This window comes from Pedococcus cremeus (assembly GCF_900111375.1).
GTDB classification, from domain to species: domain Bacteria; phylum Actinomycetota; class Actinomycetes; order Actinomycetales; family Dermatophilaceae; genus Pedococcus_A; species Pedococcus_A cremeus.
This window is the reverse complement of the sequence record NZ_FOHB01000004.1, coordinates 193,600-217,429: the sequence shown is the minus strand read 5'-3', so window position 1 is coordinate 217,429 and position 23,830 is coordinate 193,600. Positions and strand designations below refer to the sequence as shown.

At 72.4% G+C, this 23,830-nt stretch carries 20 protein-coding genes; 16 read left to right on the top strand and 4 right to left on the bottom strand.

Features of this window, described 5'->3' with window-relative positions:
* Window positions 1-15 precede the first annotated feature (15 nt).
* The 11 genes from BMW78_RS09545 (at window position 16) to BMW78_RS09495 (ending at window position 8,836) form a co-directional block, all read left to right on the top strand.
* Window positions 16-720, top strand: a complete 705-nt coding sequence (locus BMW78_RS09545) for a TrmH family RNA methyltransferase (RefSeq protein WP_245735762.1) — start codon at window positions 16-18, stop codon at window positions 718-720.
* A 54-nt stretch (window positions 721-774) separates the two neighbouring features.
* Complete coding sequence (locus BMW78_RS09540) at window positions 775-1,137, top strand: YciI family protein (protein ID WP_091758687.1); 363 nt, start codon at window positions 775-777, stop codon at window positions 1,135-1,137.
* On the top strand, window positions 1,134-1,568 hold the full coding sequence (locus BMW78_RS09535; protein WP_091758685.1) for a YciI family protein: 435 nt from the start codon (window positions 1,134-1,136) through the stop codon (window positions 1,566-1,568). The genes BMW78_RS09540 and BMW78_RS09535 overlap by 4 nt, the downstream gene beginning before the upstream one ends.
* Window positions 1,568-1,927, top strand: a complete 360-nt coding sequence (locus tag BMW78_RS09530; RefSeq protein WP_091758683.1) for a YciI family protein — start codon at window positions 1,568-1,570, stop codon at window positions 1,925-1,927. The genes BMW78_RS09535 and BMW78_RS09530 overlap by 1 nt, the downstream gene beginning before the upstream one ends.
* The gene (locus BMW78_RS09525) at window positions 1,924-3,258 is read left to right on the top strand and encodes an RNA polymerase sigma factor (RefSeq protein WP_091758681.1); all 1,335 of its coding nucleotides are present in this window, start codon (window positions 1,924-1,926) and stop codon (window positions 3,256-3,258) included. The genes BMW78_RS09530 and BMW78_RS09525 overlap by 4 nt, the downstream gene beginning before the upstream one ends.
* Complete coding sequence (locus BMW78_RS09520) at window positions 3,242-4,066, top strand: GNAT family N-acetyltransferase (RefSeq protein ID WP_218144298.1); 825 nt, start codon at window positions 3,242-3,244, stop codon at window positions 4,064-4,066. The genes BMW78_RS09525 and BMW78_RS09520 overlap by 17 nt, the downstream gene beginning before the upstream one ends.
* A gap of 120 nt (window positions 4,067-4,186) precedes the next feature.
* Window positions 4,187-5,215: a class II fructose-bisphosphate aldolase gene (gene fbaA / locus BMW78_RS09515; RefSeq protein WP_091758676.1), complete on the top strand. Its 1,029-nt coding sequence runs from the start codon at window positions 4,187-4,189 to the stop codon at window positions 5,213-5,215.
* A gap of 8 nt (window positions 5,216-5,223) precedes the next feature.
* Window positions 5,224-5,634: a DUF3151 domain-containing protein gene (locus BMW78_RS09510; RefSeq protein ID WP_091758674.1), complete on the top strand. Its 411-nt coding sequence runs from the start codon at window positions 5,224-5,226 to the stop codon at window positions 5,632-5,634.
* 250 nt (window positions 5,635-5,884) lie between these two features.
* On the top strand, window positions 5,885-6,799 hold the full coding sequence (locus tag BMW78_RS20790; RefSeq protein ID WP_091758672.1) for a helix-turn-helix domain-containing protein: 915 nt from the start codon (window positions 5,885-5,887) through the stop codon (window positions 6,797-6,799).
* 140 nt (window positions 6,800-6,939) lie between these two features.
* The gene (locus BMW78_RS09500) at window positions 6,940-8,229 is read left to right on the top strand and encodes an adenylosuccinate synthase (RefSeq protein ID WP_091758671.1); all 1,290 of its coding nucleotides are present in this window, start codon (window positions 6,940-6,942) and stop codon (window positions 8,227-8,229) included.
* 37 nt (window positions 8,230-8,266) lie between these two features.
* The gene (locus BMW78_RS09495; RefSeq protein WP_091758669.1) at window positions 8,267-8,836 is read left to right on the top strand and encodes a DUF402 domain-containing protein; all 570 of its coding nucleotides are present in this window, start codon (window positions 8,267-8,269) and stop codon (window positions 8,834-8,836) included.
* 136 nt (window positions 8,837-8,972) lie between these two features.
* Here the strand turns inward: BMW78_RS09495 and BMW78_RS09490 are convergent, their stop codons facing one another.
* The 3 genes from BMW78_RS09490 to BMW78_RS20445 form a co-directional block, all read right to left on the bottom strand.
* Window positions 8,973-14,222, bottom strand: a complete 5,250-nt coding sequence (locus BMW78_RS09490) for an MSCRAMM family protein (protein WP_091758667.1) — start codon at window positions 14,220-14,222, stop codon at window positions 8,973-8,975.
* A 249-nt stretch (window positions 14,223-14,471) separates the two neighbouring features.
* Window positions 14,472-16,643: a HelD family protein gene (locus BMW78_RS09485; RefSeq protein WP_245735787.1), complete on the bottom strand. Its 2,172-nt coding sequence runs from the start codon at window positions 16,641-16,643 to the stop codon at window positions 14,472-14,474.
* Window positions 16,644-16,863: 220 nt separating this feature from the next.
* Entirely contained in the window at window positions 16,864-17,877 is a 1,014-nt protein-coding gene (locus tag BMW78_RS20445; RefSeq protein ID WP_218144297.1) for a helix-turn-helix transcriptional regulator, read from the bottom strand.
* Window positions 17,878-18,267: 390 nt separating this feature from the next.
* Here BMW78_RS20445 and purD point away from each other — a divergent pair, with 390 nt between their 5' ends.
* A complete protein-coding gene (gene purD / locus BMW78_RS09475) occupies window positions 18,268-19,551 on the top strand; it encodes a phosphoribosylamine--glycine ligase (RefSeq protein ID WP_091758665.1) in 1,284 nt (427 codons plus the stop codon).
* 29 nt (window positions 19,552-19,580) lie between these two features.
* Here the strand turns inward: purD and BMW78_RS09470 are convergent, their stop codons facing one another.
* The gene (locus tag BMW78_RS09470; protein WP_177180335.1) at window positions 19,581-20,975 is read right to left on the bottom strand and encodes an MFS transporter; all 1,395 of its coding nucleotides are present in this window, start codon (window positions 20,973-20,975) and stop codon (window positions 19,581-19,583) included.
* Window positions 20,976-21,096: 121 nt separating this feature from the next.
* On the opposite strand from BMW78_RS09470, the gene BMW78_RS09465 reads away from it, so the two are divergent.
* The 4 genes from BMW78_RS09465 (at window position 21,097) to BMW78_RS09450 (ending at window position 23,830) form a co-directional block, all read left to right on the top strand.
* Window positions 21,097-21,624 carry a SigE family RNA polymerase sigma factor gene (locus BMW78_RS09465; RefSeq protein WP_091758661.1) on the top strand — a complete coding sequence of 176 codons (528 nt, stop codon included), beginning with the start codon at window positions 21,097-21,099 and terminating at the stop codon, window positions 21,622-21,624.
* Window positions 21,621-22,361 carry a hypothetical protein gene (locus BMW78_RS09460; RefSeq protein ID WP_091758659.1) on the top strand — a complete coding sequence of 247 codons (741 nt, stop codon included), beginning with the start codon at window positions 21,621-21,623 and terminating at the stop codon, window positions 22,359-22,361. The genes BMW78_RS09465 and BMW78_RS09460 overlap by 4 nt, the downstream gene beginning before the upstream one ends.
* A gap of 48 nt (window positions 22,362-22,409) precedes the next feature.
* Window positions 22,410-23,312, top strand: a complete 903-nt coding sequence (locus BMW78_RS09455) for a phosphoribosylaminoimidazolesuccinocarboxamide synthase (RefSeq protein ID WP_091758657.1) — start codon at window positions 22,410-22,412, stop codon at window positions 23,310-23,312.
* 104 nt (window positions 23,313-23,416) lie between these two features.
* Window positions 23,417-23,830, top strand: a complete 414-nt coding sequence (locus BMW78_RS09450) for a VOC family protein (RefSeq protein WP_091758655.1) — start codon at window positions 23,417-23,419, stop codon at window positions 23,828-23,830.

Genomic DNA, 23,830 nt, shown 5'->3' with positions numbered 1-23,830 from the left:
GCCATTGTTGGCCGCGTGAGCGACGAACGCGACCGGGTTGGCGTCGGTCCCTGGCCGGGCCCGTGGCCGGAGGACGAGCGCTACGACCCCGACCTGCTCCGCAACGGCGACAGCCGCAACGTCGTCGACCGCTACCGCTACTGGCGGCACGAGGCGATCGTCGCCGACCTCGACGCGCAGCGGCACGACTTCCACGTGGCGGTGGAGAACTGGGGCCACGACTTCAACATCGGCTCGGTCATCCGAACGGCGAACGCCTTCAACGCCAAGGCTTTCCACATCGTCGGCCGGCGGCGCTGGAACCGGCGGGGCGCCATGGTCACCGACCGCTACCAGCACGAGCACCACCACCCCACGGTGACGGACCTCGTGGCCTGGGCTGCCACCGCCGGCAGCGACTCGACCCGGAGCGACGCGACCGGCGCCGACGCACACAGCCGGCCACGCGGCATACCGCTCATCGGCATCGACAACCTGCCCGGCTCCGTGCCGCTCGAGACCTACGACCTCCCACGCGAGTGCGTCCTCGTCTTCGGCCAGGAGGGACCCGGGCTGAGCGAGGAGATGCGGCAGGCGTGCGTGGCCGTGCTCGACATCGCCCAGTTCGGGTCGACCCGATCGATCAACGCGGGCGCGGCCGCCGCGGTCGCCATGCATGCGTGGGTCCGGCGACATGTTTTCGCGCAAGCGGTGGATTCTGTCGGGCAGGCTGTCGAATAGGGGACCGCTCGCGCGTCACCACGGTGCAAGCACTCACCGATGAGAGGAACGACCATGACCGAGTACGTCGTGTTGATCGTGGGGGACGCCGACCGCTGGTGGACCACGATGGACGCCGAGAAGCGACAGGCGGGCTATGCCGAGTACGCCAGGTTCGCGCAGGAGCTCGCCTCACGAGGGCACAAGATCACCGGCGGCGCCGAGCTGCACGCCACGAGCGAGGGCCGCCGCATCCCGCGGGGCGGTGGAGTGGTCACGGAGGGGCCGTTCGCCGAGGTGACCGAGCAGGTCGGCGGCTTCTACCAGGTGGAGACCGACGACCTCGACGACCTGGTGGACTGCTGCCAGATCATCGCCGCGCTCGGTGACGGCATCGAGGTGCGGCGCGTGGTCAAGCCCGAGGACCGTGAGGCATGAGCGGGCCGGGCACGACCAACACGGGCACGACCAACACGGGCACGACTGACACCGGCACGCGCATCACCGGGACGACGCGGCACCTGGTGCTCCTGCCCGCGCCCGAGGCGCTGTGGGCCAACCTCCCGCCCGAGGACCACGAGCACGGGATGCGCTCGCACGAGCAGTTCCACCGCGACCTCGCCGCCGGTGGCCACACGGTGGTGGCCACGAGTCCGCTCAGGCCGTCGGCCGAGGCGATCTCGATGCGCCCCGACGACGCGGGAGGCACGGTGGTCACCGACGGGCCGTTCACCGAGTCGGTCGAGCAGGTCGTCGGCTTCTACCTGATCGACAGCCCCGACCGGGCCGCCCTGGTGAGGATCTGCACCGAGTTCTCGTCGCGCGGGGAGCTCATCGAGTTCCGTGACCTCGCAAGGGATGAGCACTGATGCGCTACTTCGTCACCATCGCCTACGAGCCCACCGTCTGGTCCGACGCCGACGAGGCGACGCGCCAGCGGTACCACCAGGAGCACCTGACGTTCCACGACGCCGTCAAGGAGCGGGCGCACCTGGTGGCCGGTGAGGCCCTCGCCGGCCCCGAGACCGCGACGACCCTGCGCCACCGCGACGGCAGCCCGGTGCTGACCGAGGGGCCGTTCGCCGAGAGCACGGAGGTGGTCGGCGGGTTCTACCTCGTCGACGCCGACGACCTCGACACGATGACCGAGCTGTGCGCCCTGCTGCCGAAGGCGTACTCGCTCGAGATCCGCCCGGTCGTGCGGGTCGAGGGCTTCGAGGAGCGGTGAGCCGACCCGAGCACGGTCGCGGGCAGGGACCTGCCGGGCCCGCCCCGCAGACCGCGCTCGAGGAGGCGTTCCGCGAGCACTGGGGACGGCTGCTGGCCCTGCTCGTCGCCCAGTTCCGGCGCCTCGACCTCGCCGAGGACGGCCTCGGTGAGGCGTTCGAGTCCGCGGCCCGGCACTGGCCGGCCGAGGGCGTACCGGTGAACCCGGCGGCGTGGCTGCTCACCGCAGCCCGTCGCCGGGTCCTCGACCGGCTGCGCGCAGAGGCGGTGGCCGCACGCAAGGAGCCGCTGCTCGTCGTCGACGCGCAGACCCGGCACGACGCGGCGGCCGTCATGGCCGACCCGGGCGGGCTGCTGGCCGACGAGCGGCTGCGCCTCGTGTTCCTCTGCGCCCACCCGTCCCTGGCGCCGGAGTCGGCCGCCGCGCTGTCGCTGCGGCTGGTCATCGGGGTGCCGACCTCCGACATCGCCCGGCTCTTCCTCGTGCCCGAACCGACCATGGCTGCCCGGCTCACCCGGACCAAGCGGCGCCTCGCCGCCACCGGTGCCCCGTTCACCGTTCCGCCTGACGGCCCCGCCCGCGACGCGCGGGTCGGCGTCGTCACCTCGGTGGCCTACCTCGCCTTCACGGCGGGCTACGCCCCCGGCACGGGGCCGGACGTGACCCGCACCGCCCTCGCCGGCGAGGCGATCCGCCTGACGCGCGTGCTCCGCGAGGTGCTCCCGGGGCAGCCGGCCCTCGACGCGCTGCTGGCCCTGATGCTGCTGCAGCACTCGCGTCGCGACGCCCGCGTCGGCCCCGACGGCCTGCCGGTGCTGCTGCCCGACCAGGACCGTGGCCGGTGGCGCCACGACGAGATCGCCGAGGCCCTCGGGCTCCTCGAACCCCTGGCCCGCCGGCCCGTCGACGGTGTGGCCGGCGAGTACCTCCTGCAGGCGCTGATCGCCGCGGAGCACGCGATCGCCCCCACAGCCGCCGACACGCAGTGGCACCGGATCGCCGCCCGCTACGCCGAGCTGGAGGAGCTGACCGGCTCGCCCGTGGTGCGGCTCAACCGGGCGGTCGCCGTCGCCGAGTCGGAGGGGCCCGCCGCCGGCCTGGCCCTGCTCGACGGGCTCGAGGACCACCTTCCGCACAGCCACCGCCTGCCCGCGGTCCGCGCCGAGCTGCTCAGCCGCGCCGGCGACCGCGACGGTGCGGACGCGGCATACGGGGCGGCCTTGGAGCTCTGCGGCAACGACGCCGAGCGAGCCCTGCTGGAGGCGCGCCGAAATGCGCTGGACGCCATGGGGGCCGGTCCGGTCGAATCGGCGCGTGACCCCCAGCCCTGACGCACTCCTCGACGCCTTCCACCAGCAGATCCGCCTGCACGACCGCGACGTCGAGGAGGGCAACGTCGTCGAACGCGACGGGCTGGTGCACCGCAACTACCCCTCCGACCCGACGACGCCGGGCGCGATGATCGAGAGCCCCGAGGGTCTCGGCGACGACCCCGACGCCCTGATCGGCGCCCAGCGGGACTTCTTCGCGGGGCGTGGGCAGCGGGTGGAGTGGAAGACGTACGGCTACGACTCTCCTGCCGACCTCGGCGACCGGTTGGCCGCGGCCGGCTTCGTGCCGGAGGAGCTCGAGGCGCTCATCCTGGGCGACGCCGAGGTGGTCGCCGTCGACGTCGAGCTGCCGCAGGGCGTGCGGGTGCGCTCCCTCGAGGTCGGCCCGGACCTCGACCGCGACCTCGAGCGGATCGCCGACCTGCACGACCTGGTCTGGCCCGGCACCCGGTGGATCACCATGCGCTTCGGCGAGGAGATGCGCGCGCGTCCCGACCTCGTGCGCGGCTGCGTGGTCGAGGAGTCGCCCGACGGCCCCGTGCTGTGCGCCTCGTGGCTGCGCATGGTCGAGGGCACCGACTTCGCCGGTCTCTGGGGCGGTGCCACCCATCCTGACTGGCGGCGCCGTGGCCTCTACCGCGCCACCGTGGCACACCGTGCCGGCCTCGCCCTCGAGCACGGCCACCGCTACCTGCGCGTCGACGCCTCGCCGCACTCGCGGCCCATCCTCGAGCGCGCCGGCCTGCACCAGGTCTCCACGACCACGCCGTACGTGCTCGAGCCCGAGCTGGGAGCCGCACGGCCCTGACGCGCCTGACCCGGGCCTGACGGCCCCTACGCGAGCGGTGTCGAGGCATGGAAAGATCGGTCGCGGAGCAGCGCACCGGGACCTCGCACGAGGACCTTCCGATCTCAAAGAGGAGAGACCATGCCCATCGCCACCCCAGAGGTGTATGCCGACATGCTGGACCGCGCGAAGAAGGGCTCCTTCGCGTACCCGGCCATCAACGTCACGTCCAGCCAGACGCTCAACGCGGCCATCCGCGGGTTCGCCGAGGCCGGCAGCGACGGCATCGTGCAGGTCTCGACCGGCGGCGCGGAGTACCTCTCCGGCCCGACCGTCAAGGACATGGTCACCGGTTCGCTGGCACTCGCGGCCTACGCCCACGAGGTCGCCAAGAACTGCGACGTCAACATCGCCCTGCACACCGACCACTGCCCCAAGGACAAGCTCGACGGCTTCGTCCGCCCGCTGCTCGCCGCGTCGACCGAGCGCGTCAAGGCCGGCGGCACGCCGTGGTTCCAGTCGCACATGTGGGACGGCTCGGCCGTGCCGCTCGAGGAGAACCTCGAGATCGCCCGCGAGCTGCTCGACGCCTGCCAGGCCGCGAACGTGATCCTGGAGATCGAGGTCGGTGTCGTCGGTGGTGAGGAGGACGGTGTCGCCAACGAGATCAACGACAAGCTCTACTCCACGCCGGAGGACGCCATCGCCACCGCGAAGGCCCTCGGCACCGGGGAGAACGGCTACTTCATGACGGCCCTGACGTTCGGCAACGTCCACGGCGTCTACAAGCCGGGCAACGTCAAGCTGCGCCCCGAGGTGCTCAAGGCGGCCCAGGACGCCGTGCACCGCGAGTTCGGCACCCCCGACGAGAAGCCGTTCCACCTGGTCTTCCACGGCGGCTCCGGCTCCTCGGCCGAGGAGATCGCCGCGGCCGTCGACTACGGCGTGGTGAAGATGAACATCGACACCGACACCCAGTACGCCTTCACCCGCCCAGTGGCCGGCTACATGTTCAAGAACTACGACGGCGTCCTGAAGATCGACGGCGAGGTCGGCAACAAGAAGCAGTACGACCCTCGCGCCTGGGGCAAGGAGGCCGAGGCGGCCATGGCCCAGCGGGTCGTCGAGGCCTGCCAGAACCTCCGCAGCGCCGGCACCTCCGGCAAGTAGGCGCCCCGGTGACCTCTTCCGAGAACCTGCTCGGCATCCCGCCCACCCACCTGCCCGAGGACCCGGCAGCCGAGCGGCTGGAACAGGGCGTCGCCCCGGACCAGGTGGCCGCGGCATACCCGACGTCGTCGCTGGCCTGGGCCACCCTCGCGGAGGACGCGCTCGAGGACGGTCGCACCGTCGAGGGCTACGCGTACGCCCGCACGGGCTACCACCGCGCCCTCGACGCGCTGCGTCGCTCGGGGTGGCGCGGCCAGGGGCCGGTGCCGTGGTCGCACGTGCCCAACCGGGGCTTCCTGCGGTCGCTCGCGGCCCTGTCCCGGGCTGCCGGTGAGATCGGCGAGGTGGAGGAGGAGCAGCGCTGCCGCCAGTTCCTGCGCGACTCCTCGGCTGAGGCGGCCGACGAGCTCGGTCTCTGAGGGACCACTCCCAGCAGTCGGTGAAGCCGGGGAGCCGAGTCTCCCCCGACTCGGCCCCCCGGCTTCGCCCCCTGCGGTTGAGCGGTCCCCTGGTCCTCCGCTCAGCTCGCGGCTTCGTCGTCCCCATGATGTCGCCGCGACAGGGACCATGATGCAGGTCGAACTGCGTCAGACCCCGTCACCAAGCGGCCATTGGCCAGAACATGCCACACTTTCTGTGAGCCGGCTGTGGGTCAACGGGAGGAGCGGCGTGGAGGAGAAACCGCAGGAGCAGGCGCAGCAACACGCGCAGGAGCAGGCCCAGCAACAAGCGCAGGAAGAGGCGGAGGCGCCTGCCGTCGAACCCGACCTCCTCGTCACCGACCCCCTGGCCACCCTCCAGCACGTGCTCGAGCGCGAGGTCCGCAGGGCCGACCGGCGGCGCCTGGAGCTCGCCGAGATCCGCAACGCCCTCCTGCAGCTCGGCATGGGGCACGAGCGCCCGACGGGGGAGGAGGAGCCCCCCGTGTGGGAGCCGCTCGTCGCCGACGTGGCCCCGACGATGGTGCAGCGGCTGGTGGAGACCACCGAGGGGACGATCCGTCACTGCGTCGTCAGCCTCGACGCGGGGCCCGGCACCGATGAGGACATCCGCGACACCGCCGTGGCGCGCATGGGCCGAGGGCGACCCCAGCGAGGCATCTACCCCCTGAACGCCTGGCAGCACCCCGATTCACGCGGCCTCATCGAGGCCTTCGGCCACGCGGGCGAGGTCCAGCGGGTGACCCCGGAGGCCACCTCGGACTTCGCCATCTTCGGTGAGTCGGCCGTCATGGCGGTGGCGACGTGGGGCGACGCCGGGTCGAACTACGTGCTGATCCGCCACCCGATGCTCGTGCGGGTCTTCATCGAGCTGTTCGAGCGGCTCTTCGCCCTGGCGCTGCCGGTGCCGGCGAGCGGCCGGGAGGTCGACCCGGACCTCGAGCTGCTGAGCCTGCTGGGCTCGGGGCTGAAGGACGAGGCCATCGCCCGCTACCTCGGCTGCAGCCTGCGGACGGTCCGCCGCAGGGTGGCGGTGCTGATGGACCGCTTCGGCGCCGACACGCGCTTCCAGCTCGGCATGGCCGTCGCGGAGAGCGGGGCGCTCAGACCGCCTCGAAGGGCCGACCGCCAGCGTCAGCGGTAGGCAGGTGCCGGGCGGGGCCGTGGGCGGCGTGGGCGTCCGGTGGCGCCAAACGGTAGCCTTCCGAGGTACGGGCCCCCGTGCACACGCACGACTGGGGCCTGTGCCGTGACTGCAGCCGACGGACAAGAGAAGGTGTACGCATGCCGGCGATCGTGCTGGTGGGAGCCCAGTGGGGCGACGAGGGCAAGGGCAAGGCCACCGACCTGATGGGCAGCGACGTCGACTACGTCGTGAAGTTCAACGGCGGCAACAACGCCGGCCACACCATCGTCATCGACGGTGAGAAGTACGCCCTGCACCTGTTGCCCTCAGGCATCCTGACCCCGACCTGCACCCCGGTCATCGGCAACGGCGTCGTCATCGACCTCGCCGTGCTGTTCGAGGAGATCGACGGGCTCGAGGCGCGCGGTGTCGACACCTCCCGCCTGCTGGTGAGCGCCAACGCGCACATCATCGCGCCCTACAACCGGGTCCTCGACAAGGTCACCGAGCGCTTCCTCGGCTCGCGCAAGATCGGCACCACCGGTCGCGGTATCGGCCCGACCTACGCCGACAAGATGTCGCGCACCGGCATCCGGGTCCAAGACCTCTTCGACGAGAAGATCCTGCGCCAGAAGGTCGAGGCGGCCCTGCAGTTCAAGAACCAGGTGCTCGCCAAGATCTACAACCGGCGCGCCATCGAGGTCGACGAGGTGGTCGAGGAGCTGCTCGGGTATGCCGCGCGGCTGCGACCCATGGTCGCCGACACCTCCCTGGTGCTCGAGCAGGCCCTCAACGAGGGCAGGACGGTGCTCATGGAGGCCGGGCAGGCGACCCTGCTCGACGTCGACCACGGCACCTACCCGTTCGTCACGTCCTCGAACGCCACCTCGGGCGGCGCCTGCACCGGCTCGGGCATCCCGCCGACCCGCATCGACCGCGTCATCGCGATCCTCAAGGCCTACTCCACCCGCGTCGGCGAGGGCCCGTTCCCGACCGAGCTCCACGACGACATGGGCGAGTTCCTCCGCAAGACCGGCGCCGAGTACGGCACGACCACCGGGCGCCCGCGCCGCTGCGGCTGGGTCGACACCGTCGTCGGCCGCTACGCCACCCGGATCAACGGGGTCACCGACTTCGTCATCACCAAGCTCGACGTGCTGACCGGTCTCGACAAGGTGCCGGTCTGCGTGGCCTACGACGTCGACGGCGTCCGCCACGACGAGATGCCGGTCAACCAGACCGACTTCCACCACGCGGTGCCCGTCTACGAGGAGCTCGACGGCTGGTGGGAGGACATCTCCGACTGCCGCTCCTTCGAGGAGCTGCCCGTCAACGCCCAGCGCTACGTGCTTCGCGTCGAGGAGCTCATCGGGGCCCGGGTCTCCGCCATCGGCGTGGGTCCCGGCCGCGAGCAGATCGTCAGCCGCCACTCCCTGCTCGGCGACTGACCACCCTCTGACGGCGCGCGAGTCGACGGCGGGCGACGTGGGGGAGACCGGCGCCGAGGCCGGTGTCCGCCTCGCCCCGGGGGACCCCCTGCGAGTGCGCTTCCAGAAGTGGGGCGGCGGCGCGCACTGGTCGGCCGACGTCGTCTGGCTCGGTGAGGACGAGCACGGCTGGTGGGCCGGCTGGCCTCATGGGACCCGTTGGACCCGGCCCGGCATGGAGTTCAGCTCCCACGGGCGGCAGGTGGGGCTCTTCCCGCGCGAGCGAGGCTTCGCCGCGACGTTCTACGAGCCGGTGCCCGAGTACCGGTACCGGCTGTACGTCGACGTCGCCACGACGCCCACCCTGTCGGTCAGCAGGACGGCCGGCTGCGAGCTGACGGCGGTCGACCTCGACCTCGACGTCATCGAGCGGTTCGACGGCGGGATCTTCGTCGACGACGAGGACGAGTTCGCCGAGCACCAGGTCATCTACGGCTACCCACCCGAGGTGGTCGCGGCCGCGGAGGCCGAGCGCGACCGGCTGCTCCGCGAGGTGGCCGACGAGGCCGCGCACTTCAGGGAGTCGCTCGCCCAGCGCTGGCGTGCGCGCCTCGACGCGCTGACCTGACGGACCCGGGCAGGCAGCGGGGGCGCCGACCCCGCAGTCGACGCCCCCGGCCCCCTGGAACCCTCCACCCCCTGGAGGGTTCCCTCGCGCCGGGCTCGCCACACCCCTGTGGACCCGGCACGTCCTTCGTCCCCTGTCACACCTCCCGGCGGGCGGCCACCCGCCAGAGCCCGGCTCCGACCACCAGCAGCAGGGCGGCTCCGCCGAGCAGCTGTGGCAGCCCGTCCACGCCGGTGTGGGCCAGCGGGGTCCGCGGCGTCGGCGTCAGGGCCGGCGTCTGCGGAGCGTGCGGCGCCGTCGGCGGGACCGGGGTCGGCCCGTGCGGCGTCTGTGGCTCTTCGAACGGGGGCTGCTCCACCGGAGGCACGACCGGCGGCTTCTCCACCGGCGGCTTCTCCACCGGCGGCGCGGTGGCCGAGGCCTCCACCGACACCACGTTGGTCGGGGTGGTCGGCGCCAGGTCGGACCCCACCGAGCCGACGTTGTCGACCCGGAGGTGGGCGGTGCCACCCGGCGGCAGCGCCGGGGCGGCGTCGACCGTGGCGAGGAAGTAGACGGTGACCACGGCGCCCGGCTGCATCTCCTCGACCGACCAGGTCAACGTTGCGGTCTTCGCGTCGTAGCCGACGGTGCACGGCTGCGGCTGGCAGTCGGCCGAGCCCGACACGAAGGAGATCCCCTTCGGCAGCGGGTCGCTCACCGTGACGCCGGTCTGCGGCACGCTGCCACCGGCCGTGACGTCGATGCCGTAGAGCACCGTGTCGCCGTAGTCGACGACGCCGTCGGACTCCACCGGCTGGCCGGCGGCGTCGAGCTCCCAGACGCTCTTGTGGCCGGAGACGGTGGCCCAGATCGCGACGTTGACGAACACTCCGGCGTCGACCGCCCCGGCGCGGACGTCCACGACGACCGGGCGGCTGTCGGTGTCACGCAGGTACCCCTCGGGGGCCCGCGTCTCCACGAGGGTCCAGGTGCCGAAGTCGAGACCCGCGACGGCGAACTCGCCCGCGGTGGGGTCGGTGTCGCGACCCACGTACCCGGCCTGGCCGGTGTTGTCGGCCACCTCGACGCGCTGGTCGCCGTCCTTGCCCGGGAGGCGGAGCTCGAAGACCGCACCGCCGAGGCGGGCGCCCTTCTCGTCGACCTTGGTCCAGACCACGCGGCCGTTCTCGGTGTTGACGACCTGGCCGAGCTCGGCGGTGCTGTGGCCGCCGTCGACCGTGAAGGAACGGTCGGCCGCGCCGGTGTAGCCCGTGGGCACGGTGGTCTCGCTCAGGGTCCAGGTGCCGAAGTCGAGCCCGCTGACGGCGAACTCGCCCGCGTCGGGGTCGGTGTCGCGACCCGCGTACCCGGCCTGGCCGGTGAAGTCGTCGACGACGATGCTCTGCCCACCCATGGTGAGGGTGAACCCGGCGCCCGCCAGCGGGGTGCCGTCCTCGCCGACCTTGGTCCAGGTGGCGCGGCCGTCCTCGGTGTTCTCGATGTCGCCGAGGTGCAGCACCGCCGCGGAGCGGGGGACGTCGACCACGACCGGCGAGCCGGCGGCATACCCGGAGGGCACGGTGGTCTCGGTGAGCGTCCACGTCGCGAAGTCGAGCCCGTCGACCAGGAACTCGCCGGCGTCGGGGTCGCGGTCGCGGCCCTGGTAGCCGGGTTGGCCGGTGAAGTCGTCGACGACGACGCTCTGGCCCGGCGTGGTGAGGGTGAACCCGGCGCCCGCGAGCGGCGTGCCGTCCTCGCCCACCTTGGTCCAGGCCAGCCGGCCGTCCTCGGTGTTGAGCACGGCCCCGAAGCTGGCGACCGGGCTCTGCGGGCCGACCTCCAGGGTGCGCGGCGCACCGGCGGCGTAGCCGGTGGGCGCCTGGGTCTCGGTCAGGGTCCAGGGCCCGAAGTCCAGACCGACGACCCGGTATGCCGCGGGGGCGGGGTCGCGGTCGAAGCCGTCGTAGCCGGGCTGCCCGGTGTTGTCCTCGACCGCGAGGACCTGGTCGCCCTGCGAGAGCTCGAACGAGGCGCCGGTCAGCGGCTCGCCGCCCTCACCGACCTTGGTCCACGTCACGATGCCGTTGGCGCTGTTGACGATGGTGAGCTCGTGCCGGCTGTCCTGGGCGGTGATGGTGACCGTCCGGTCGGCCGCCTGGGCGTAGCCCGCCGGGACGGTCGTCTCCGAGAGCGTCCAGGTGCCGAAGTCGAGCCCGGCCACCGCGAAGTACCCCGCACGCTGGTCGGTGTCGGAGCCCTCGTAGCCCGGCTGACCGGTGTTGTCGGGCACGTCGACGACCTGGGCCGACGGCGCCACGGCCGTGCCGGGCGTGGTGGTGCCAGGGGCGTCCTGGGTCAGCGTGAAGCCGGCACCGGACAACGGCTGGTCGTTCTCGTCGGTCTTGCGCCAGGTGATCCGGCCGTCCTCGGTGTTGTGGACCGCGCCCAGGGCCACCGAGCTCGCCTCGGCGGTCACGGTGAGCTGCACGGGTGCGCCCCCGGCGTAGCCCGCCGGCGGCTGGGTCTCGGAGAGGGTCCAGGTGCCGAAGTCGAGGCCGTCGACCGAGAACTGACCGGCGACCGGGTTGGTGTCGCGGCCCTGGTAGCCGCCCTGGCCGGTGTTGTCGGCGACCTGAACGGCCTGGCCGCCCGGCTCGGACGGGGTCAGCGTGAAGACGGCGCCGCCGAGCAGCTCGTCGTGCTCGCCGACCTTGCTCCAGCTGACCCGCCCGTTCTCGGTGTTCTCGATGGCGCCGAGGAGGATCGGCGTCGCCGACGGCACGACCTCGACGGCGCGCGGCTCGATGCCGGCGTAGCCCGTCGGGACCACGGTCTCGGCGAGGGTCCAGGTGCCGAAGTCGAGCCCAGCGACGGCGAACAGGCCCACGCTGGGGTTGGTGTCCGCGCCCTCGTAGCCGGGCTGGCCGGTGTTGTCCGGCACGTCGACCACCTGGTCACCGAGCGTGAGGGTGAACGTGGCGCCCGCCAGCGGTGCGCCGTCCTCGCCCACCTTCGACCAGGCCAGCCGGCCGTTCATGGCGTTGCGGATCGCGCCCAGGCCCACGGTCTGGTCCTGCGCGGAGACGGTGAACTCCATCGGCTTCGTCAGGCCGGTGTACCCGAGCGGGGCGACGGACTCGGTCAGCGTCCAGGTGCCGAAGTCGAGGCCCTCGAGGGCGAACCGGCCGGTGCGCGCGTCGGTGTCCGGGCCGTCGTAGCCGCTCTGGCCGGTGTTGTCCGTGACGTGGATGCTCTGCGAGCCCTGGCCGCTGCCGGTGGCCACGGTGAACTCGGCGCCGGCGAGTGGGTTGCCGTCCTCGCCGACCTTGGTCCAGCTGACCCGGCCGTCCTGGGTGTTGACGACGTCGCCGACGTCGACCGTCGACGCGCTCGCGGTGACGATGAGGTGCTTCGCCGCACCCGCGGCATACCCCTGGGGCACCGTGGTCTCGGTGAGCGTCCAGTCGCCGAAGTCGAGGCCGGTGACGGCGAAGTGACCGGGCGCGGGGTTGGTGTCGCGGCCCTGGTACTCAGTCTGCCCCGCGTTGTCGGTGACGACCACCGACTGGCCGGGCTGGCTCAGGGTGAAGGCGGCGCCGTGCAGCACGTCGCCGAACTCGTCGACCTTGCGCCAGGTGACCTGGCCGTTCTCGGTGTTGACGAACGTGAACGCCAGGGTGTGGGTCTGCGCGCTGAGTTCGACCGTCTTCGGGTCGGCTGCGAGGTAGCCGTCGGGGGCCTGCGTCTCCGTCAGCCGCCAGGTGCCGAAGCGCAGCCCGCTGACCTTGAACCCGCCGGTGGTGTCGTCGGCGTCACGGCCGGTGTTGTCGGTGATGTCGACCGACTCGACCGCCTGCCCACCCACCAGGCGGTCGAGCCGGAAGTGTGCGCCGGCCAGGCGGGTGGACCCGTCCTCGCCGACCTTGTCCCAGACCAGCGTGCCGTTCTGCTTGTTCTCGAACGCCTTGGCCAGCACCGGGTCAGGCGTGTCCTGCGAGACGGTGAGCGTCTGCGTGGCGCTCCCACGCAGGTAGCCCGCCGGGGCATCGGTCTCCTCGACCTCCCACGCGCCGGTGTAGAGGCCACCGGCCTTGACGTAGCCGTCGCGCGGGTCGAGGTCGCCGGCGCCGTTGTCGCGCACGGTGATGACGGTTCCCTGGTACGGCGCCGCCGTCTTGGTGAAGCTGAACTCCGCGCCGGCCAGCGGCTTGCCCGTGTCCGCGTCGACCTTGAGCACCGTGCCGGTGCCGAGCGGGTCGACGACCTCGACCGGCGCGTCGCTGTACCGCGCGACGGTGACGGTCGCGGTGGTGTCGCCCGGGAGCAGGTAGCCGGCCGGAGGGGCCACCTCCGTGAGCGTGTAGACGCCGAACCGCGAGGTGGTGAAGGCGACGTAGCCGGGGCGGTCGTCGGCGTCCGGCACCTCGTTCCCGGAGAGCCCGGTGGTCACGTTGTCGCCGACGTATGCCGTGCCCGTCCCGTCGCGGGGGTCGGGCGAGATCTGGAAGCGCAGGGCCGGGCCGCCGACGACCTCGCCGGAGGGGCCCCGCTTGGTGATGGTGGCGCGACCGCAGTTCGGCATGATGTGCGTGGTGCCGGTCGCGACGTCGGACATCTCGGAGGAGATCGCCGGCGACTGGCGGCTGCGGACGTTGAAGGTGCCGAAGCCGCCGCTCTCGCACCCGGGCTCCATGCCGAGCACGGTGAGGTCGAGCGCGACCTCCATGAAGGCGCCCGGCACGGCCTGGGCCGAGCCGCACAGGCCCGCGACGGTCGCGGTGTTGGACAGGCCGGCGATGGCGCTCGGGGTGATGGTCTGGGCCACCCACTGGCCGCCGACCCAGCGGTCCATGCCATCGACGACGATCTTGCCGAGCACCTCGTTCTGGGCGTTGCCCTGCTGTTCGAACATCAGGCGCAGGTCGCCGGTCGTGCGGGTGGGCACGGACGCAGGGGTGCCGTTGCCGCCGGGGCGGCTCTGGTGGTTGGGCTTCTGGTTGTACTCGAAGGTGAAGTAGGTCGACCCCTCCGTGGTGGCGCGCTGGACCGCGACGTAGGTCCACTGGTGCCCCGTCTGGTCCACATGGGAGTAGGTCTGGATCGCGGCGATGTCGGTCTTGCCGGTGGCCACCGCCTCGCCTGCCCACAAGTCGACGTCCGAGCTCTCGGCGCCCTTGTAGCCGGTGGCGTCGGAGACGCCGTCCACGACGCAGGCCGTGCCGCCGAGCCCGGCCCAGTCGGTGGGACCGCCGGCGGCCGGGGTCAGGTTGCCGTCGATCTCGAAGCCGCCGAGGTCGGCGGCCGAGGCGGACTGCATCGGCGTGAGCACCATGGCGGCGACGACGGCGGCCACCAGGGCGGCTCCCCCTCGTCGTCGGGCGGTGAGCCTTGTGAACGTCCCCATGGCACTTTCCCTTCATCACCCGCGTGACCAGTCGACCCCCTCGAACTGGTCTAGAACGCGTCTAGTGAAGGCAAAGTATTAGTAAAGAAAGCGTAAAGGCACGCGTGAACGGTGGAACGTCGGCTCATCCGTTTGGTTGAACATTCCGCCCACAAGGCAACGCCCGTCATAGTGGGCCCCACGGGTCACAGGCGCTGGGGCGCCGCATACCGTGTCAGCCGCGCTCTCGCTGCTTCGCGCGGGGCGGGGCTAGGCCACGCGGACGACCGACATGCGGTGGGCCGCGCGGGTGAGGGCGACATAGAGCACCCGGACGCCGCCGGGGGACTCGGCCGTGATCTCGTCGGGGTCGACGATGACGGTGGCGTCGTACTCCAGGCCCTTGGTCGACATCGGGTCGATGACCTGCACCCGACCCGAGCCGGTCCCGGTGAGGCCCGCCAGCGCGGCGGCGTGCTCGGCCGGGGCCACGACGGCGATGGAGCCCTCGACCTCGTCGACCCACCGGTCGACCTCGGCCTCGGCGGCCGCCACCAGCCCCGCCGTGTCGACCGTCACCTCCATCGGCTGCACGCCGGTCTCGCGCACCGCTGCCGGGATGTCGGCGTCGGGCACCTCGGCCCGCACCACCGTGGCGGCGTAGTCGAAGATCTCGCGGGCGTTGCGGTAGTTCGTGTCCATGTGGAACATCCGGCGCTCCTGCGACCCGAAGGCCTCGGAGCGCGCACGAGCCGCCTCGGCGGCATCCGGCCAGGACGCCTGTGCGGCGTCTCCGACGACGGTCCACGAAGAGTGGCGGCCCCGCCGGCCCAGCATCCGCCACTGCATCGGTGAGAGGTCCTGCGCCTCGTCGACGAGCACGTGGGCGTACTCCTCGGGGCCGCCGATGCGGCCGTGCATCAGGCGGTCGCGCGGGTCCAGGGTGCGCTGGGACTGCCTCCCGGTGGCCGGGGCAGCCCCTTGCCGGGTCGCACGCACCTCCGCGACGCCGTACTGCGTGAGGTCGTCGTACTCCTCGATCTCGTAGAAGCCGCGCTCCTCGGCGGGCTCGTCCTGCACGACGCCGAGCCGGGAGGTCAGGTCGTCGATGAGGGCGACGTCGGCGACCGACCACTCGCCGGTCTCGAGGGTGCGGGTGAAGGAGTCGGCGAGCAGCTCGGCCTCACCAGCGGCGAGCACCCCCTGGCCGTAACGGCGCACCCGGGCGCCGTCGGTCATCCACAGCAGCACCTCGCGGGCATCGACCTGCGGCCACCACTGCCGCAGGAACGCCTCGACCTCGAGGTGGTCCTCGAACGCGTCCAGGAACTCGTCGCGCTCGCCCTCGCGGTGCGTGGCCCAGGCGGCTTCGGCGAGGGCTCGCGTCACGGCGGGGAGGGCGTGGTTGCGCTGGTGGTTGCGCAGCACCTGGGCCCGGATGCGGTCCAGCACGGGTGGGTCGAGCCGGATGGCCCGGCCCGCGACGAACGCACGGAAGGTCGTCGGCGCGTCCGGAACCGCGTCGTGGGCCGCCCGCGCGAGCACCCGGCGCATGCGGAGCGAGCCCTTCACGGCAGCAGCCGCAGGGCTGTCGAGCCGCACGGCCGTGACGCCGTCGACGACGTCACCGAGCGAGCGCATGGTCACCGACTCCTCGCCGAGTGAGGGCAGGACCCGCTCGATGTAGGCGGTGTAGGCGGCCGAGGGGCCGACGACGAGGATGCCGCCGGACTCGAACCGACGTCGGTCGGAGTAGAGCAGGTATGCCGCGCGGTGCAGCGCCACGACCGTCTTGCCCGTGCCGGGGCCGCCGGTGATCTCGGTGACGCCGCGGGCCTGCGCCCGGATCGCCTCGTCCTGGTGGCGCTGGATGGTCGCGACGATGTCGCGCATCTGGGTGCCACGGCTGCGGGTGAGGGCGGCCAGCAGGGCCCCGTCACCGACCACCACCATGTCGTCGGGGGCCTCGGCGACCATGAGGTCGTCCTCGACGCCGATGACCTCGGAGCCCTTGCACCGCAGCACCCGCCGGCGGATGACGCCCATGGGCTCCACGGGCGTGGCGCGGTAGAACGGCGCGGCGGCGGGGGCGCGCCAGTCGATGACCAGGGGCTCGTACTCGTCGTCGCGGACCCCGAGGCGGCCGATGTAGCGAGCCTCGCGCGGCTCTCCCTCGGGCCCCGGCTGGTCGAGGTCGAGCCGCCCGAAGACGAGGCCCTCGTACTGGCTCTCGAGGGTGGTCCGGCGGCGAGCCGCGTTGAAGACCAGCGCATCGCGCTCGAACAGGCCGGTCAGCTCCTCGTCGCGGACGTCACCGGTGCGGTCGGTGCGGCCACGGGCCAGACCGTCGGCCTCCACGAGACCCGCGCGCCGGGCGGCCTTGGCGAGCTCGGCGTAGACACGGTCGACGTAGGCCTGCTCGTGCGCGATCTCCTTGGCGATCTCGTGAGCGGCCCCGTGCTCGGAGCCGTGCTCGGAGTCGTGCCCGGCGTCGTGCTCGAAGTCGGGCTGGGGGTGGTCGGCTCGGTGGACCACCTCGTCGGTGGCGGCCTCGGTGCGGAGGTCTTCCGGACGCGTCACGGTTGTCTGCTCTTCCCCTGGTGTGCGAACGCACGAGTCTAGCCACCGAGGGTTCGTCGCCGTTGCAGGACGTGGGTTGGCGCTACACGAGTCCGCGTCTGGCCGCCTGGACCCCGGCCTGGAACCGGGTCCCGGCGCCGAGCTGGTCCATCAGGGCGCGGACGCGGCGTTCGACGGTGCGCTGGGAGACGCCGGTCTGGCGGGCGATCGTCGCGTCGGGGGCCCCCGCCGCCAGCAGCGCGAGGATGGTGCGGTCCCGCGCCTCGGCCGAGCGGGCGCCGGCAGTGCGGGGGAGGGGTGAGCCGAGGTCCCAGAAGAGGTCGGCCAGCGCGCCCAGGGCGCGCACCATCGGACGGCTGCGCACCAGCACCGAGCCGGAGCCGTTCTCCTCGAACAGGGTGGTGTCGACCACGGCGGCCGCCTCGTCCACGACGAGGGCCGAGAAGGGGACCGAGCTGACGAAGCGGAAGCGCTCGCCGCCGCCCTCCCGCGCCTCGAGCACCTGGAGGGCGTTGTCGAGGTCGAGCACGGCGCTGTCGTAGGTCGTGTAGAGGGGGAGGGCGACGCCGCCGGCGCCGAAGCTCGGGGCCTCGTGGGCGTGCAGCGGGGCGGCGAACAGCTCACGGGTCCGCGGTGACATGGCCCGGAAGGCGCGCACCCGCTCGGTGCCGCTGCTGATGATGTCGGCGGTCGCGGCGGCGAGCTCGTCCATCGACTGCAGCAGCTGAAGGCTCGAGGGGTCCGGCCGCAGGACCTGCGAGCGCGCCGCGAAGAACACCTGGGCCAGCTCGTGGGCCGAGGCCCGGGTCTGCCGTGCCCGGTGCTCGAGCTCGGCGGCCACGTTGGGCAGCGCGATGTCCGGCGGGACCACCTCGAGCTGGCCGCCCTCGTGGAGCCGGATGAGCCCCTGGGCGTCGAGGATGCGCAGCGAGGTGTCGACCAGGTCCTCCCGGATCCCCTGGGCGACGAGGAGCGAACGGGAAGGCTGGGGGTGTTGGAGCGCGGCGAGGTAGACCCGGGTGGCCACCGCTTCGAGGTCGGGGTCCGGGTAGCCGAACGAGGGCGGGTTCGCCGATTCCTCGGTTCTCCCGGGCACCTTCTCGGTAGGGTCCATGGAGTCCCTTTCGTGCGAGCCCGCGAGGTGAGCCACCCCGTCGAAGGCCATCGTGCGACGTTGGCGAGTATCCGTCAATGACGGAATTCCGCCGCGTCAGGGCTTTACCTCGACGGCTTCCGTTTGCCACAGTTGTCGTAGTCGACCACGTCGACCCACGTGACAGGTTGCAGGTTCCCCCGCCAGGCGACCGCACGTTGGATGCGCGGCGTCCCCGGGAGATGTCCCCCCTGCCTCCCCGGGACGCCGCGCACTTCTCTCTCCACCCGATCCGGGCTGGTCGTCGCCTGCTCGTCGTCTGCTTGTCGTCTGCTCGTCCCACCTGTTCGGCGACGGACGCCGGGACCGGTCCGGTTCTCTAGGGTGTGCCCTGTGAAGGTTCTCGTCATCGGCACCGGCGCGCGCGAGCACGCCCTCGTCCGGTCGCTCACGGCCGACCCTGACGTGGAGGCGGTGATCGCCGCCCCCGGCAACCCGGGCATGGACGCCATCGCCCTGTGTGAGCCCCTGCCCGGCGGCCTGCTCGACGGCGAGGGCGTGGTCGCTCTCGCGCGCGAGCGCGCGGTCGACCTCGTGGTCGTGGGTCCGGAGGCCCCGCTGGTGGCGGGTGTCGCCGACGCCGTCCGCGCAGCCGGCATCCCCTGCTTCGGGCCCTCGGCGCAGGCCGCCCGGCTCGAGGGCAGCAAGGCGTTCGCCAAGGAGGTCATGGCGGCGGCCGAGGTGCCCACTGCGCTGGCGCACGTGTGCACCAGCGTCGAGGAGGTCGAGTCCGCGCTCGACGCCCTCGGCGCCCCGCATGTCGTCAAGGACGACGGACTGGCGGCCGGCAAGGGCGTCGTCGTCACCACCGACCGCGCGGAGGCGCTCGAGCACGCGCGCAGCTGCCTCGCGAAGGAGGACGGCCGGGTGGTGGTCGAGGAGTACCTCGAGGGCCCCGAGGCGTCCCTGTTCTGCATCTGCGACGGCACGAGCGTGGTGCCACTGGCACTGGCTCAGGACTTCAAGCGCGTCGGGGACGACGACCAAGGGCCCAACACCGGTGGCATGGGCGCCTACTCGCCGCTCGACTGGGCGCCGCCGTCGCTCGTGGACGAGGTCGTCACCAGGGTGGCCCAGCCCACCGTCGACGAGATGCACCGCCGGGGCACTCCCTTCACCGGAGTGCTCTACGTGGGCCTCGCCCTGACGGCGAAGGGACCCCGCGTCATCGAGTTCAACGCCCGCTTCGGGGACCCCGAGACCCAGGTGGTGCTGGCCCGCCTCGAGACGCCGCTGGGCAGCCTGCTCCACGGGGCCGCCACCGGCCGGCTGGAGGACCTGTCTGCCCTCCGCTGGTCGGACCAGCACGCCGTGACCGTCGTCGTGGCCTCGCACAACTACCCGGGCACGCCGAGGACCGGTGACCCGATCCTCGGCGTCGAGGAGGTCGCGGACGTTCCGACCGCCTACGTGCTCCACGCCGGCACCGCCCTGGACGCGGACGGCGTCCTGGTCTCCGCCGGTGGCCGCGTGCTCTCCGTGGTGGCCCTCGGCGACAGCCTCTCGCAGGCCCGTGAGCGGGTGTACGAAGCCGTCGACAAGATCGAGCTCGACGGTTCGCACCACCGCACTGACATCGCGCTGGCCGCCGAGCGCCGGGAGCTGCACGTCGGCTGACCGGGGCCACGCCGTCAGGCCGTCGAACCTCAGCCGGCGTCAGCCCGGCTGGCCAGAGCCGCGCCCCCGACGGCAATGAGGCCGCCTGCCAGCATGACCGCCGCGAAGAGCCATCCCGGCAGGGTCGGTGCCTGCCAGGCGATGAGCGCGCCCGCGGCGCCGAGCGTCAGCGACTGGGCGATCGAACCGGTGAGGTTGCTCGCCGCGGTGTAGCGCCCCTGCGACTCTGCAGGCGAGAGGCTGAGCAGGTGGGTCGACAGGGTGGGCGACGACAGCCCCATCCCGATGCCGGCGACCGCCCAGAGCGAGAGCCCGAGCCAGACGGGCGCCGCGTCCAGGCTCAGCAGCGCCGGCCCGGCCACGCCGGCCGCGATCAGTGAGAAGCCGATCTGCAGGCGCCGCACCGGTCCGACGGTCCGCTGGGTCCACGACAGTCCGTGGAGCTGCGACCCCACCGACCAGAACAGTCCCGTGACCGTCAGGCTCACACCGGCGGCCGCGGGCCGGAAGCCGTGCACCGTGGTGAGCATCAGTGGGATGAAGGCGCCGACGAGCCCGAAGGCCGCGGCGACCAGCCCGCGCAACGCGATGACCGCCGGGATGCCGCGGCCCATGGTCAGCACCCCGGGCGGCAGCACCGCCCGCAGGCTCGGTGCGAGCACGGCGAGCCCAGCGACGGACGCCGCCGCCCCGACGAGGGGGAGCGAGCCGTCACGGGTCAACAGCGACCCGCCGATGGTGAGCAGCGCCAACGACGCCGCGACGAGAACCGCAGCGAGGACCATTCGACGCTCCTCGGCGGTCCACCCGGTCGGCGCGGGGAGTACCGCGCGGGTCCGAGCCATCGCCGGGCGCAGCATCGCCGTGGTCGGCACGACGAGCGCGACGGCCATGAGGAAGACCGCCCGCCATCCGAAGTGCTCGGCCACCAGGCCGGCGAGGGCCGGACCCAGCACCGACGGCAGCACCCAGGCCGCGGCGAACGCGGCGAAGACCTTGGCGCGCAGCTCCTCCGGCAGCGCCTTGGCCATGAGCACGACGAGCCCCACGTCGATCAGGCCCTCGGCCAACCCGCCACCGAGCCGGGCCGTGACGAAGACCGGCATCGAGGGGGCCAGGCCCATCGTCGCCTGGGCCAGCACGAAGAGGCCGAGACCGGCATAGAGCGGCTGCAGCGGACCGCGTCGGTCGGCCCATGTGCCCGCCACCGCGGTCGCGATGATGAACGAGATCATCGGCGCCGCCGAGGCGGCTCCGAACAGCCACACACCGTCGAGGCGCTCCGCGACCGTTGGGAGCACGGTCATCACCGCGCGGTTCTCGAAGGCGCCGAGGGTCACGAGCCCGACGGCTCCGACGGCGAACGGAAGGTACTCGCGGTTGAGGAGGGACGGAGGCCGCGTGGTCGCGACGGTGGCGGTCATGACGGACATCGTGGAAGGTGAAGTGAACTTCAAGTCAAGCCGCTGTGCGAGAATTCCTCGCGACGCGCCCAACCGCAGTGCCCATTCGCCGCGTTGACCGTGGTGGAGAGGGGAGGCGCGGGTGAGGGCCGAGCTGGAAGAGGAGTTCCGCGAGTTCGCGGTCGCCGCGATGCCGCGGCTCCGTCGGTTCGCCCATGCGGCGTGCCACGACCCGCATCGCGCGGACGACCTGGTGCAGGCGACGCTCGAGAAGATGTATGCCGCGTGGCCGCGCGTCCACGGCGTGGAGAGTCCCTTCGCGTACGCCCGGACCGTGTTGGTGCGCGTACTGGTCTCCGAGCAGCGCCGGCACTGGTGGAGCCGGGAGGTGTCGACTGCGGATGCCACGATCGCGCACCTCGCCGAGCCCGTCGCGGGTCGAGGGGGAGCGGAGGCTGACTCACGTCTGGACCTCGTTGCGGCGCTGGCGGCGCTGCCGCCGCGGCAGCGACTCGCCGTGGTGCTGAGACACCTGGAGGACCTGCCGGTCGCGGAGGTGGCCCGGGTCATGGGTTGCTCGGAGGGCACGGTCAAGAGCACGACGAGCGACGGGTTGGCGGCTCTCCGCAGGTCACTGGAAACGGTTGTCGGACAGGAGGTGTCGCGATGAGCACGGTCACGGACGAGCAGCTGCAGGACGGCCTGGAGGCGGTCTACACCCGGGACCTCGGACCCGCGCCGTTCACCGTCGACGACGTCATGCAGGGAGGCGCTCGTCAGGTGCGGCGCCGCCGTGCGGCGGTCGGAACTGCCGTTGCTGCAGTGGCGGCCGGCGCCCTGGCGGTGGCGACAGCAGGCCTGCTGGCCCCAGAGCGTGCTGCTCCCGCCACGGGTGGGGGTCCCGGCCTGACGGGCTGTGCCCCGCAGCCCCAGACCTGCGTCGAGGTCGTGCGCGCCTGGGCGGACTCGACCCTCGGTCTGTCGGTGCCCGACTCCGCCACGTTCGTCCGGGGTACGGTGCAGGGCGCCCATGGTGCGGGTCGGGTCAAGGCCTGGGTGCTGGACACGTCGTTGCAGGGACCGGCCGCCGACGGGCAGCGGCTGGATCTCCAGGTGGTCCTGGCACCCAGCGAGGTCGACTACCCCGTCGACCCGCCCGGCATCCAGCCACAGCTCGGCGGCACCAACCACGACGTGCGGATGCGGGCCGGTGAACCGGGGTTCGAGTCCACGTCCGGCCCGTTGGGGGGTGAGAGCCGGTTCCAGGCGTGGACCAGCCCGCCCACCACGAAGCACCAGGCCGTGAGCGTGCGCGTGACCGCGGTGCGCGCCGGTGGGATCGCCACCTTCCCGGAGAAGCTGCACGACGGCACCATGGCCGACCTCTTCTGGTGGACCGCGCCCTGAGCTGAACCGGTCGGCGGGCCGGGGGCTTGGGCTGGGAGGATGTCGGCCATGACGACCTCCGCGCCGCTCGAGCTGCCCGGCTACGCCCACGTCTACTCCGGCAAGGTGCGTGACCTCTACGCGCCGCTCGACCCGGCGACCGGTGAGGCCCGCGCCGACCAGCTGCTGCTCGTCGCGAGCGACCGGCTCTCGGCGTTCGACTTCATCCTGGACAGCCCGATCCCCGACAAGGGCGCGGTGCTCACCCAGCTCTCGCTGTGGTGGTTCGAGCAGCTCGAGGACCTCGTGCCCAACCACGTCGTCTCCACCGACGTCCCCGCCGAGGTCGCGGGCAGGGCGGTCCTGGTGCGCCGGCTGGAGATGCTGCCGGTCGAGTGCGTCGCCCGCGCCTACCTCACCGGTGGCGGCCTGCGGGAGTACCAGGCCGACGGCACGGTCAGCGGGGTGCGGCTCCCCGAGGGGCTCGTCGATGGTTCGCGCCTGCCCGAGCCGGTGTTCACGCCCTCGACGAAGGCGCCGGTCGGTGAGCACGACCAGCCCATGCCGTATGCCGCGGTGGAGGCCGAGATCGGCCCCGACCTCGCCGCCCGCGTGCGTGACCTCACCACGGCGATCCTGGCGCGGGGCAACGAGATCGCGACGGAGCGCGGCATCCTCATCGCCGACACCAAGGTCGAGTTCGGGCTCGACGCCGACGGCTCGGTGCTGCTCGCCGACGAGGTGCTGACGCCCGACTCGTCGCGGTTCTGGCCCGCCGACCTGTGGGAGCCCGGCCACCCGCAGCCGTCCTACGACAAGGAGTACGTGCGCGAGTGGCTCACCTCGCCCGACAGCGGGTGGGACAAGGCATCCGGTGAGGCGCCGCCGTCCCTGCCCGGGGACGTGGTCGAGCGCACCCGTGCGAAGTACGTCGAGGCCTACGAGCGGCTGACCGGACGCTCGTTCGGCTGACCGGGCTCCGTCAGCTGCGGGCCTCGTTCGGCTGACCGATGAGAATCCGGCGCGAGCGGCGTCTACTGGGGTGACGGACCACCCCACCCCGAGGAGCGCAGACCATGCCCACTCGCCTCAACCCGTACATCAGCTTCCGGGACACCGCCCGTGACGCGATGGAGTTCTACCGCAGCGTCTTCGGCGGTGAGCTCACGATGAACACCTTCGGCCAGTACGGGGACCAGGGCCCCGCCGCCGACAGGATCATGCATGCGTCCCTGCTGACCGACTCCGGCTTGGCGCTCATGGCCGCGGACACCCCGGAAGGCATGGAGCACCGGCCCGGCCGCAACATCGCCGTCAGCCTGAGCGGTGACGACGAGTCGGAGCTGCGCGGCTACTGGGACAGGCTCAGCGAGGGCGGCACGGTCGAGGTGCCGCTGGAGAAGCAGATGTGGGGCGACACGTTCGGCTCCTGCGTCGACCGCTTCGGCATCAGCTGGATGGTCAACATCGCGGGGACCCCTCAGGGCTGA